The sequence below is a fragment of the Aminobacter sp. MET-1 genome, from assembly GCF_026521175.1.
Classification (GTDB): Bacteria; Pseudomonadota; Alphaproteobacteria; order Rhizobiales; family Rhizobiaceae; genus Aminobacter.
Genome location: NZ_JAMSHL010000025.1, coordinates 1 through 12,724, shown reverse-complemented (window position 1 = coordinate 12,724; position 12,724 = coordinate 1). Strand labels below are relative to the sequence as shown.

The following is a 12,724-nucleotide window of genomic DNA, read 5'->3' as shown; positions in this document are numbered from 1 at the left end:
ATACGACTGCATCTGAAGCACGTCGGGCGGTTCAATACCTGTTCTTGAGGCCGTCGCGTAGCTCCAGCCCCCTCTACTCCAAGAAGCGAACCTGGGTTGAGAGGGCTGATCGGCGAAAGATCTGCAGGTGTATTGTTAGAGAATAGCAAACACGCAACTCACAGTGCGCGCCAGATTGGCAACGACTGCCTCTTGGCTTGGTTAACGCAGCAAGCAAATTAAGCACGAAGTAACTTTCTGAATCCGGCTGCTTGGATAGCATGGCTCTTTCATGCAAAATCTATTACAAAGGTCTGCGCGGCGATTATCGGAGAGTTGCTCCATGCAACACATGAAGTTAACGGCTACCGCGCTCGTTACGCAGAATTCCCTGTCCTATCTCGAACATGTGTTTGCGCTCAACGAAGCGCGCCAGCCACTGGTCAACGTTCCGGATGAGGCCTTCGCCAAGGCACTGACAGGCATCCGTATCGAGCGCTGCATCGTTCCCGATGAGGGAACCGGCTGGTTTACGGCAAGCCACCCGCTCATCCACGATGATCGGCCGGCCCAGATCACCTACACCTCCGGCACCGAGGGCAAGCCAAAGGGCATCGTCCTGAGCTACGCGAACCTGGCGGATGCGGCGGAGCGGATCATCGAGCAGATGGGCCTGACGCCTGATGTCCGTGAATATGTTGGCGTGCCGGTGACCTACAGTTTCGGCATCGGTCGCATCCGCGCGGTCAGCGCGGCGGGCGGCCGAACCTATCTGCCGCCGCGCGGCTTCGATCCGCTCGAGCTGTCTCGAATGCTCAAGGCGGATGAGGTCAACGCCCTTTCCGCCGTACCGACCCTCTTGCGGATTCTGCTGCAGAACCCGTCAGTCATCGGCGAGGCCGGCAAGAAGCTGCGTTGGCTGGAAATTGGCTCGCAATACATGACGGGCGCCGAGAAGCGCGGGATTCGCGACCTGTTCCCCAATGCCCGGATCGTTCAGCACTACGGCCTCACGGAGGCCTCGCGCAGCACCTTCCTGCAGATATCGGACGTTCCCGATGCTTTGCTGGAGTCAGTCGGCCGGGCGGTCGGCAAGACCGAGGTCGGCATATCTGAAGATGGTCGTATTCGCATTCGCGGCCCGCATGTCGCCCGCTGGCGCGTGGAAACCGATCAACTGGCGGACCTTTGCGATGCCGACAGCTGGCTGCAGACCAGCGATCTGGGCCACATCAAGGACGGCTATGTCTATTTCGACGGCAGGGCCGACGACCTGATCAACAGTGGCGGCGTGAAGATCAATCCCGACATGCTCGAGGCACGGATCGGCAAGCTGCTGGGGCAGGTCGGCAAGGTCGTCGTGGCCAAGGTGCCGGACGCATTGCGCGGCGAGGGTGTCCTTGTCGTCGCCGAGTCCGAGGACCTTGCCCCCGATCAGCTCCATGCCACTTCGGCCGAGGCCCTGAGGGAACTCGGGCTATATGCAGGCGATGCACTGCATGTCAGGGTCATGCCGGCAATTCCGCGGACTGCGACCGGCAAGCCTTTGCGTCGCGTCCTGACCGAAGAGTTTGTCCAGCAGGCCAAGGCCGCTGCGGCCGTTCCGGTTGCCGACCAGGCGGCGGGGTCGCGAGCGGGCGATGTGCAGGCATTCTTTGGGGAATTTTTCCGCGGAAGCAAGATCGGCCCCGACGACAGCTTTGAAACCATGGGTGGGGATTCGCTCAGCTACATCCAGTTCTCGCTTGGGTTCGAGGATCGATTTGGCCCGCTGCCCAGCGGTTGGGAAGCGCTGACGGTCACCCAATTGCAGGCGCTGAGCGCAGCGCAAGCGGAAACGCATGCCGCGTCCAAGGGATGGGCCTGGCGGCGGCTGGAATCCGCGACATTGACGCGCGCCTTCTTCATGATCTGCATTGTTGCCTTGCACCTGGATACATTCGTCTACAGCAGCAATTGGGGCGCGGCGTATTTCCTGTTCATGCTGTGCGGCTACAGTGTCATGCGCTTCCAGTGGCCCGAAATCAGCCGGACCGGGAATGTCGGCACGATTTTCGGGACCGTGCTGCGCGTCGCGATCCCGACATTGCTGGTCACCGTCACGATGCAGCTGTGGGCGAGGACCTTCGAGCTGAAGCCGCTGCTGCTGATTTCCAACTGGTTTGACGCGCGCGAGTATCAGGTCGCATTCTACTACTTCGCCGAGATCTACATGCAGTTGCTGCTGGTGATTGCCGCGCTGCTGTCAATTCCCCTACTACGGGCGACACTTCGCAAGTGGCCGATGGCGACCTGCACCGGGTTGATCGTCCTGGCCATGGTGGTCAGCTGGATGGTCGAGCAGGTCTGGGACACGACCTACCTCTACCATCGCACGCCCATGTGGTACCTTTGGACAGTCGGTGCCGGCATGCTGATGGCCAGCGCGCGCGACTTGAAAGGGCGCGTGGCGGCCATGGTGATCGTGACCGTCGCAGTCCTGATGCATCATGGCTTCACGTCGGCAAGCGCCTATATCGTGGGTGCCTCGGCATTGCTGCTTTTCTGGCCGGAGATATCGGTTCCCGCTCCAGTCAAGACGGTCGTCGGCGAGATCGCAGCATCGTCGATGTTCATGTATCTCAGCCATGGCCAGACCAAGTCCCTGGTCACCCGGCTGTTTCACGGGCCGATGCCGTGGCTCTCCCTTTTCGCTGCCATTGGCGTCGGAATCGTCTTTGCACGCACATACAACTGGGCCGACGGCAAAGTGCGTGCGTTCGCAAGGAAGCATCGAGGCGGGGCCCTAAGCGGCCCTCCCTCGACCTCGTCGGCGTAAGCCCTGCCACTCGATTCAATGGTCTGAAGTGACGCGAACGGGCTTTCCTGTCGAATCGTAGAGCCTGCCGCCCAGGAAATAGTCGCCATCATGCAGCTCGGCGATGTCCTGATAGCGCAGGATGCGTTCCGTTCCCGCGACGAAGACGGACTGCTGCTCCGAATTTCCGGCGCGAAAATGGTTGAACAAGAGGTTCAAGCTGATCGCCATCAGAGCGGCCGAGCTGATACCGGAATGGAAGATCGTGACGAACCAGGCGGGGAAATGTTCATAGAACTGCGGGGCCGAGATCGGGATCATGCCGAAGCCCAGCGAGGTCGCGACAATCACCAGGTTCATGTTGTTGGCATAGTCGACTTTGGACAATGAACGGATGCCGCTTGCTGCGACGGTGCCGAAAAGCACGATGCCGGCTCCGCCAAGGACCGAGGGCGGTATTGCTGCAATCACGCGACCCATGATCGGCAAGAGCCCGAGCGTGACCAGGATCAGGCCGGCAGCAGCCACCACATAACGGCTCTTCACCCCCGTCACCGCGACAAGCCCGACGTTCTGCGCAAAGGCGCTCTGCGTGAACGAACCGAATGCCGGTGCGATTGCGCTCGAAAGCATGTCGGCGCGCAGGCCATCTCCGAGCCGGCGCGAGCTCACCTTGGTGCCGATGATTTCACCGACCGCGAGCACATCGGCGGAGGTTTCCACCAGGGTGACGATGACGACGATCAGCATGGAGAGCGTTGCTGCAACGCTGAAGGTCGGCCATCCGAAATGGAACAGGGTCGGGGGCGCGAAGATAGGCCCGGTTATGACCCGTGAAAAATCGGCCATGCCGAGGGCCCAGGCAATCACGGTGCCGATCACCATCGACAGCAGGATCGAAAGCCGCGAAATCCGCGCACTGCCAAGCTTGCTGAGCAAAAGCACGATGCCGAGCGTCAGGGCCGCCAGGCCGATATTGGCCTTGCTGCCGAAATCGGGGGCACTGCTGTTCCCGCCCATGGCTCATCGCGCGGCGACTGGCATCAAGGTCAGGCCGATGGTCGTGATGACGATGCCGGTGACCAGAGGTGGGAAGAATTTGGTGATGCGCGAGAATATCGGGGTGATCAGCAGGCCGATCAACGATGCGACGATCACCGCGCCCAGCACGCCCTGCAGCCCGCTGCCGGATGACACGATGGCGGTCATGGTCGCCACGCCGGCAAAGGAAACGCCTTGGACAAGTGGCAGCTGGCATCCGAAGAACGGGATGCCGAGGGTCTGCAACATTGTCGCCAGACCGCCCGCAAACAGCGATGCGGTGATGAGCATCCCGACCTCGTCCATGGACAGGCCTGCCGCCTGTCCGATGATGAGCGGGACGGCGACGATGCCACCATACATCGTCAACACGTGTTGAAAGCCATAAGCCAGGTTGGCGCCAAGGCCGAGATGTTCATCCTCCGGCCGTGTCGTTTCGGCCGTCTTTGCGAGCGTCGCAACCAAAGCAGGTCTCCTCCCAGCTTGAGTACAAGGCGATGATCCATTCTGGGGGGACACGCAGCGCCGCGTGTAGGCAGGCTTTTGGTGAAGCATTTTCGCATAGATCAAGAAGGTGGAGGCGCATTGTCCCTGCCGGGCATGGCCTTGATCCGACATGCCGTGCTCGGGGATTGTGGGAAATCGCGTGGTCAGTGGACCTTTGCGGCGGCACGACGACTTGCCGCCACCCGTCGGCATCAGCACGAAGGCATGTTGCCTCAGATCACATGTTTGACGATACGCGCCCACGATCCCCTGAAGGCATCATAGCCATAAACGGTCTTGAGGATTTCGAGAGCACTCATCGGCAGCAGCACGGACAATTATGGAAGCATCCTTCATAACAGCTTCGCCACGTCAGCGATCATTGATGCATCTTTCTGTTCGGCTCCTTGTAGCCGCTCCTCGGTGATACCGGTGGTTGGGCTTGAGTCCTTGAAACCATTATGCATTTCGCATTGACAGCCAGAAAAACCATGGCATCACTTCGATCCGCTCGGATCATGTATGTGCTTCGGCTGCAAGCTCGCCTTGATGCTCGTTGTCTTGACGAAAAATGCGTCGTTGCGACCGATGTAACTGGTCTTTGTCCTTCCGGAAGTCGGATTGACGATCCGAACTGCAGTGGCGATTGGGGGAGGCGCGGATTGGCTACGGACACTGTCGAAAACCAGGTCATCCGCTCGTCGCAGTTGAACCGCGATGAGAACTACGAATATTGGCGCATGGGGGTGGCGAGCCTGTTCGACGCCATTCCGTCGAAGGATGGCCTGGACGATTTCAGGGCTGACCTCAGCAGCTACAATCTCGGCCATTTCCTGGTCGGCGCCTCTTCGGCGAGCGCGCAGCGTTTCGTCCGGTCCCCGGACCGGGTGGCTGCGACCGGCGTCGATCACCTGCTCATCCAGCTCTACGTCAAGGGCGAATGCGGCTACGACGCGGATGGCGGGATCGGCCATGGCGTGGCCGGGGATATCGTCTGCTTTGATCTCAGCCGGCCGATGCGCAGCCAGACCACCGACATGGACATCGTCAGCCTGATCCTGCCGCGCTCGCTTATCCGGCTGGCCCCCCGGGTCATCGACGATCTTCACGGGGCAAGGGTCGATGGGGCGTCGACACTGGGCATCCTGCTTGGCGAGCACATGAAGACAATGGCCAGGCTGGCGCCCAAGCTCGCCGGTCCGGACGGACGGTTGGCCGCAGAGGTTGCTTCCGCCATCGTGTCGAGCGGATTTTCGGCGGCGGTCGCGGCCGAGCGCGAAGCCCTGACGGACGCCACACTCCAGACGATCCAGATTTTCATCGAACGCAACCTGACCAGTCCGGCCCTGTCCGCCGACATGATCATGCGCCATTTCGCGCTGTCACGATCTGCTCTCTATCGCCTGTTCGAGCCGATCGGCGGCATTGCCGACTACATTCGCGAGCGCCGGCTCAAGCTGGCCTACCTGAAACTCACTTCGGTCGGTTCCTCAAGGGGCTCGGTCGCCAAGCTCGCCTATTCGACGGGCTTTGCCAGCGAGAGTGGGTTTTCACGCGCGTTCCAGCAGCATTTCGGCGTCCGCCCGAGCGAAGCGATCCGCAATGCGGAGGCGGGCGTCCGCCTGAAGGCCGGGCTTATCGCCGGAGAAGACAACTGGATGCAGGACTGGCTGGACAAGCTGCGCTCCATGGCCTGACATTCGCGAGCATCTCGCCCACATGCGGTGCCGCATGGACGAGCTGCCAGGCTGCTGAGAAGAGGGTGACCGCAATCGTCGCAATCGCCTCAACCTGGTCTTACGGCGTGTTCCCCTCGATAACGGCATCGTCGCTGTCATAGGCGTGGACGCCGGCGTTGCCCCGGCCGACCACGCGGTTGTTGCGCACGGTCACGCCGGTGGACGTGTTGATCATGATGCCGGCTCCGCCGATTGCATTGATGACGTTGTTTTCTGCAACCGAATTGTGGCTGTAGGGCCCAAGATTGATCCCGTATGAAAGGCTCAGATTTGTCGTCGTCAGCACATTGCCGCTGATCGTATTGGATGTCGATCGCACCGCCTGGATGGCAGCTGCGCTTTCGCCGTTCGTGGTGACCGTATTGCCAGATACCGCATTGTTGTCGCCATAACGCAGATAGATGCCAGTAGCGCCCCGCATCTGGGTCGAGACGACGTTGTCGCGGATGGCCAGGTTGCTGCTTCGGTCGGTGAGGATGCCGAAGGCGATCGTCTGGTACCACCAATTCGTGTCGTTCGTCGTTTTGGTGGCGACCGTATTGCCGGCGATGGTGGCGCCGTTGCTGTTGAGCAGGTGGATGCCGCGGCTCATGTAGTTGTTCGTGGTCACCCGGTTTCCTGTAATCGCAATGCCGGCACTGTCGGTGACATGGATGCCGTTGGCCTGGGTGCCGTTGGTGGTGATCGTGTTGTTGGCGATGGTCAGGCCGCCGCTGTTGTGGATGGCCATTGCATGGGACGGGCGCGCGTCGGGCTCGGTGTCGCCAAAGCCGTTGCCGTTGCCATTGGTGGTGATGGTACTGTTCCTGATGATGCCGGCGGCATTGTCGGCGACGATCCCGATGCCGCTGGCGCCGTTCTGCACGATGGTGACGCCGTCGATGGTGAAGCCCGTGCTGCCGTTGATCGACAGGGCAATGCCCTGGGCCGCGGTGATGTTTCCGCCCCACAGGCTGAAACCGGTGGTGTTGTTGACCTCCATGCCATTGGCCGCCGAAACGACGGTGACATCGTGCAGGCTGGCGCCGCTCGCGCCGGTGACCGCCGAGGACGCACCGCCAGACGAGGTGTTCTCTACCGAGATGCCACGCAGGCTGCTGCCCGTCGCCATGGCGACCAGGGTGTTGCTAGCCGCGCCCGAGATGCGCCCGGCGCTTCCAGGCGCTGCAAAATCCACCTCGACGCCGCTGGTGGCGCCCTTGAGCTTCAGCACCGCGCCACCGCCGGCAAGCATCTGGTTGGCGTTGAGCGAAATTCCGCCCGAGGCGGCAAGGTTGCCGCTCAACAGCACGATGCCATTGGCGCCGACGCTGTCGAGGGCGGCCTGAAGGGCTGCCTGGTCCTGCGTCGTCCCGTCGATGCGAATAACCGAGGCGACGGTGTTGCCGTTCCACAGGTTGATTGCGTCTTCGGTGGAGGTGAGCGTCTTCTTGCTGATGCTCGCCGTGTTGCCGGTGTTCGAGACGATGTCGACGTCGCGCACCACCGTGTCGGCCATGCGCCGCTCCATGTAGGAGAGCGGTTCGCGCGGAGCTGAGGACGGAGCCTGCAGCGGAATGCGCAGCCGCGCCTGGGCGATCACCTGTTCGCCGCGGACGTTGTCGTGCTGGAAGGTCAAGCCCCCGGTCACCTTGACGCCGGGCAGGCCGGCGACGTCGTCGGCCGTCAACTCGAAGCGTGCCCGTGGTCCGGCCACGGCGTCTACGCCGGAGCCGTCGAAATAATAGCCGCCGACGAAAGCACGCATATCGAAGCCGGAGCCCGGCTCGAACACCGGCAGCCTGACCCCGACCTCGGCATCCACACCTGCCAGTGCTTTCTCAACCAGGTAACTGGTGGTGTCCGTCTGGATCGCCCGGCTCTGGATCGCCAGCGACGTGCCGGTCAGGACGGCTTCGCTGCTCCAGGGGCCGACCGTGGTTGTGGTGCCAAGATCCATCCGCTTCTCGCTGTCGCCAATGGGCAGATAAGCATTGGCGCGCAGGTCGAAGTCCTCGCTCAGCGCCTCGGCACCCAGTGTCAGCTGATGAAACGTGTTGCCGAGGGACGAGCGGCGGACGTCATAATAGCCATAGGCGCCCACGTTCCAGCCCGACGGCAGCATGTGCCTGATGCCGAGGCCGAAATTGCCCTCGACGGAGTCGTTATTGTCGAACTTGCCGCGCAGGTCGGTGAAGACAAGCGTGTCGTCGTTCTGGAGTATCGGCACGAACAGGTTCGCCTCGCCGAGCGACCGTCCCTTGCTCACCTGCGCTCCGGTTTCGACCCATGGCGCCCAGCGCGTGGCGAAGACGTCGTCTGCGTGGGCGGGAGACACCGAACAGATTGCCGCTATCGAGGCAGATGCGAGCCATGCCGTGCGCGTCAGCGTGTGCAGGGAAAATGCGGCACGCGGCAAGCCGGCGAGCTCCCGTCCGATGGTCTGGGTTTCGCGGCGGATTCCGCGAGGCGAACACGCTGAAGATGGCACGGGAAGCTTCCTTGATCCGTTTGGGCGGAGTCATAGGAGGAACAGACGAACCCAGCCAGAACGCTTCGCCGTCATTCTGTCCCGAAATGCCGGCTTTTCATCCCAGGGCACGTCGGCCTGGAAAGCACCGGCCACGGGCTTCAGATTTTGTTCGTCTGGTGCGAACCGATCGTTAGGTTGGTGCCGTTGTTTTCGTGGGAAACAGGGAGTTTCTCGCCTGAGCCGCGAAGACTCATCTCACCGTCCGCCGGCTGATCGATGCAGACGTCCTGCTCAGCATCGAGGATGATGGACGAATGTCGGCAGGTACAAAACTCGGGCTTGGCGGACGCTTTTGATAGCTTGAGGGCTCAATCCGGTCTTGAGCGGCGATGCTGGGTCTCCTGCACGAATGTGCTCGGCCGCGAGATGTTCGCTAAGGCGGCCAGCGGGTCAGATGAGCAATGGGGACACGAACGAAGCACTTACCAGCAGTCAGACGTAGGAAGATACGTCTTCGGCCGCGGGCCGGACGACACCACCCATTGTCGCGGGTATCGCTGCGCTGACTTCATCTGGAATGATCTCGTCGCCAAAGCGGCGGCGCATATGGCGGGCCAAGCCTACAATCACGTTTTCCTTCGCCTCGCGGGGGCGATAAAGGCGCGCGGATGTGTAGTAGCTCCAGAGCACCGCTGCGCGGGCATATTTTCGCGGGCTGAGTGCCAGGTGGATGCGAACGGGCAAAGACGGCACAGTCTCGTTTGGACTGGCATATACGAGCCTGTAGGGACCTTTGCTTATCGGGCTTTTGGTCAGCTTTTCAAGTTCGCGGTCCTTCGCCTCGAAATTGCCCGAAGCCAGCAGGTTCTGGCAGATGCATGACGTAACGTAGCGCTCGAACACAGAGCCGGGTTTGCACAAGGGCCGCGCGCGGTGAAGCAAGTCAAGCGCGCCGTCGAAGTCGCCCGCGAAGCCGCGCAAACGCCCAAGTATCGACAGACCGTCGGCCAGCGCCGTGGACCGGGCAAACGCCTCCTCGGCGATTTCCAACGCAAGCACCTGGTGAGCCGGCCCCATGAAACTGAGAACATGTGCCGCAGACAGCGCATTCTCTGGATCGTCCAGCAGGTCGGGAAGAACCTCGAGAACGAGGCTCTCCATAGCGGCCTGATCGCGTTCGCGGGGATCCTCGTTGGCCAGAAAGCGCCAACCGTCGATGATGTAACCAGTGTAAATGTTGGCCGCCAGCATCAGGCGCGTCACGGGGGTTGCATTCCCGTTGCGAATTAACTGGCGCAACCGCGCATCGTTCTTGCGCCAGATGGAAGCAGACGGGAACGCTTCTCCCTTCAGCTTGGCTATTTCGCCGGACAATCCGGCTGGCCCGTCGTCGGCAAACAACTCGCCGGCCTCGACCATTCTGACGGCCAGGGGCGCCACATCCGAGGCGCCCGGTCGGTCGACCTGGAATTGCCAGAGTGCAGAAAGGTGACGATCGGCCAGGACGTTGAAGTCGATGTCGTGGCAGCTATCGCGCCGCACAAGGATGACCTTTGTGTTCTCCTTGCTTTGCAGACAGGAAACGCATTCCCTCCTGCCGCCAGATACGATGAAAGTCAGATTTATCCGAAACGTGAAACCAGCTTCGGCTTCATCGGGTCTGACCGACACGACGCGCCCGGCGGGCAGTTGCTTCCTAAGGGCCTGCGCTACCCCTTCGGCAAACTCGATGGCGTGGCTGTCAGCGTGCTCCTGCCCGATGGTGACAATGGGCCCTACGGCGACGAAGCATTCCGCCAGCTGACCAGTCTGCACGGAATGGGCCCCAACCCAAACATATCCCTCGCCATACCGCGTGCCGATGAATTTCGGGTTCTTGGCCGAGTCCCCGATCTTGCTTCTAAGTCGATTTATGAAAAAATCCACGTTGCGGTCCGAAGAGTCGGATCCAACTTCTAAGACCGCGTCCAGCAGTTGTTCACGACTTCGCAGAATTCCTGCATGGGCGATCAGATCCGCGAGCAACAGTCGTTCCGCCCGCGTGAATTTTATCATTTTTCCATCGTCGCCATGTGCGTACGAATAGTCTGGTGCGAAGGTCAGGTTTTGGTAATGAACGCCCGCCATTTGCTGGAACCAAGCCGGAGTTGCCTGGTGCAGGTCTACAGCAAAGCAAATCTGGAATCGAGGCGAAATGGAATGCGCCTTATATACCAGAAATGACGTCTTTTAGACGAGGTACTCCATTGTCTTGCCTGCCGACCATTGCGGTCTTTGCTCGCTGTCGAGCTCCTCTTCCTTCTTGATCAGGCGTCCGGTGCTCTTCTTGCAAGACGTACAGCAGCCGGTTTGACCCATCCGTCTGGCGACAGCAGCATCCAGTCGGCCGCGGCCCATATCAGGCAACATGTCATGAAGCTCAGGGCCAACAGCAGTTCCGGGATGTTTTCCAGCAGCACAAGCTCCCGCCAAAGCGCGGCCGCGCCCACAAGGACCGCCGGCACGCGGCTTACCAGGACCAGATCCTTGCAGAAATCGGCAACACGCAATCGGGCAAAGGAGCCCAGCCTCGCTGCTGTGCCACCCAAGGCACTGCCGAATTTGCCCGCGGCGTGCAGCAAGCCTGCCGAAGCGGCAAGCCACGGATTGCCCATGATGACCAATCCGATCCCGAGAAGGATCGCGCCGATGCCGGAAAGCACATCGCCTTGCCGATTGAGCCCGGGGTCGGGCGGCGCACCGTTTGACCAGGCCCTAGTGTAGACGAGGCCGCCCCAGAAAAACACCAACGTCGCGCCGGTTAACGCAGTCGCCGCCGGACTGCCTACGACATGGGCAACACCGCGTCCCCACACACTGGCCCCGTCATCGCGGGAGATATCGGCTGCCAGCGCGACGCCAAGCCCGATGATGAAGCCCAGCGAATTGCCCAGATTGTAGAGCATGCCGGGATCCCGCATGCGGCTTTCGATCCGCTGGCGAGCGCTGCCGTGAGTCACTGCAGCACCGCTTGGTCATGTGGGTGTATTCCGATGGCGAGGGACGAGTTTGCCATAGGCATGCGCAGGTCTCCGGCTCGGGAAATTGGCTTTGGCTTCAGGGGTGGGGCGCCTCCGGTCATCGCTCGTCGAAACCGAGCGGCGGCCGGTCCTTTTGGCGCTGGTTCCAGCTGGAAGGCGTCTGCATCAACCTCAACAGCCTGATGGCATCGCGAAGTGTTTCGGAGGTATCTCGCAGCCAAAAGCGTATCATTTGCGCTCCCCCGCCATGCTGCCTTGCCAATGTCGACACGACTGTATTTCCGGCAGGAGGCCTAAGCCGCGCTCTGCCGAAGGCGTTGCAGATATGCTCTTCCGGTACCTGCTATGGTTATCGAGCGATTGTTGTGGAAATATTTGAGCTTGACGAAATCAAGCGGTTCGATGGGGAGTGGGCCTGTCGATGCGGAACTTGTTCGCCCGTCTTCTTTCGACGCGGTGACCAGGAATACGGACGAAACGCTTCGTCTTGGCGCCGTGTCTTGGTTTGCGAGGCCATTTCGGGTGCGTCGCGGTTGCTCCCCCTCGACAGGGGGAAGGGGAGAGCCAGTCCGCAGGGTCAAGGCGTGGCTCGAATGATGAGGTCTCGATGGATCTGCCGCACGGCCGAGAACTTGCCCTTGCTTGAAATTCCTGCCGCGACTGTCCTTTCCTGCCTGCAATTCAGCGCAGTGGGCGGTGACACGAAAGCGCTGAAGAGTTGGTGGCAAAAGGCACTCGACCGGCGGTCGCGCGCCTAGCGGGGTTGGGTAGATGCCAGCCGCGCGGCTTTGCCGAGATCCGTCACGAATGCGGTGATGCTTGACGTGGCCGAGCCCGCCGCGATGCCACGTGTGATTGCGTGGACGATTTCGCTCCCGACGACAACACCGTCTGCAATGGCCCCAAATGTCTGCACGTCTTCAGGCGTCTTGATACCGAAACCGACGCAGACGGGCAATTCGGTCAAGGCGCGGATGCGGCCAACGAGGTGACGCACCTTGTCCGGGTTTGGGATGGCGAGACCTGTGGTGCCGTGTGTCGAGACGCAATAGACGAAGCCGCTGGCCTGTTTCAGTTGTTCTTCAAGTCGGTCATCGCTCGCATTCGACGATACGAGGCGAATGAAATTGATGCCTGCCTTGAGTGCGGGGATGCAGAGTTCGGCGTCCATCTCGGGCGGCAGGTCGACGACGATCAGGCCATCGATGCC

Annotated in this window: 6 protein-coding genes and 1 pseudogene; 2 read left to right on the top strand and 5 right to left on the bottom strand. The window is 61.2% G+C overall.

Features of this window, described 5'->3' with window-relative positions; genetic code table 11:
• The first annotated feature begins 322 nt into the window (after nucleotides 1–322).
• Nucleotides 323–2,797, top strand: a complete 2,475-nt coding sequence (locus tag NDO48_RS24935; RefSeq protein WP_157632673.1) for an AMP-binding protein — start codon at nucleotides 323–325, stop codon at nucleotides 2,795–2,797.
• Nucleotides 2,798–2,812: 15 nt separating this feature from the next.
• Here the strand turns inward: NDO48_RS24935 and NDO48_RS24930 are convergent.
• Nucleotides 2,813–4,282 (bottom strand): annotated as a pseudogene (locus NDO48_RS24930) (nucleobase:cation symporter-2 family protein).
• Nucleotides 4,283–4,965: 683 nt separating this feature from the next.
• On the opposite strand from NDO48_RS24930, the gene NDO48_RS24925 reads away from it, so the two are divergent.
• Nucleotides 4,966–6,000 carry a helix-turn-helix domain-containing protein gene (locus NDO48_RS24925; RefSeq protein WP_018426011.1) on the top strand — a complete coding sequence of 345 codons (1,035 nt, stop codon included), beginning with the start codon at nucleotides 4,966–4,968 and terminating at the stop codon, nucleotides 5,998–6,000.
• Nucleotides 6,001–6,100: 100 nt separating this feature from the next.
• On the opposite strand, the gene NDO48_RS24920 is transcribed toward NDO48_RS24925, so the two are convergent.
• The 4 genes from NDO48_RS24920 to trpA form a co-directional block, all read right to left on the bottom strand.
• Nucleotides 6,101–8,512: a right-handed parallel beta-helix repeat-containing protein gene (locus tag NDO48_RS24920; protein ID WP_081623420.1), complete on the bottom strand. Its 2,412-nt coding sequence runs from the start codon at nucleotides 8,510–8,512 to the stop codon at nucleotides 6,101–6,103.
• Nucleotides 8,513–8,986: 474 nt separating this feature from the next.
• Entirely contained in the window at nucleotides 8,987–10,621 is a 1,635-nt protein-coding gene (locus tag NDO48_RS24915; RefSeq protein WP_018426013.1) for a helix-turn-helix domain-containing protein, read from the bottom strand.
• 179 nt (nucleotides 10,622–10,800) lie between these two features.
• Nucleotides 10,801–11,439, bottom strand: coding sequence for a hypothetical protein (locus tag NDO48_RS24910; protein ID WP_267322594.1), 639 nt, complete (start codon nucleotides 11,437–11,439; stop codon nucleotides 10,801–10,803).
• An 829-nt stretch (nucleotides 11,440–12,268) separates the two neighbouring features.
• Nucleotides 12,269–12,724 (bottom strand): tryptophan synthase subunit alpha (trpA, locus tag NDO48_RS24905; protein WP_267322593.1); only part of this gene is annotated, 456 nt, incomplete at its 5' end.

What these genes read in the sequence shown, in the direction of transcription:
- NDO48_RS24935 (WP_157632673.1), top strand. Translation starts at nt 323, where the DNA reads ATGCAACACATGAAGTTAACGGCTACCGCGCTCGTTACGCAGAATTCC.
- NDO48_RS24915 (WP_018426013.1), bottom strand. Translation starts at nt 10,621, where the DNA reads ATGGCGGGCGTTCATTACCAAAACCTGACCTTCGCACCAGACTATTCG.
- NDO48_RS24910 (WP_267322594.1), bottom strand. Translation starts at nt 11,439, where the DNA reads ATGCTCTACAATCTGGGCAATTCGCTGGGCTTCATCATCGGGCTTGGC.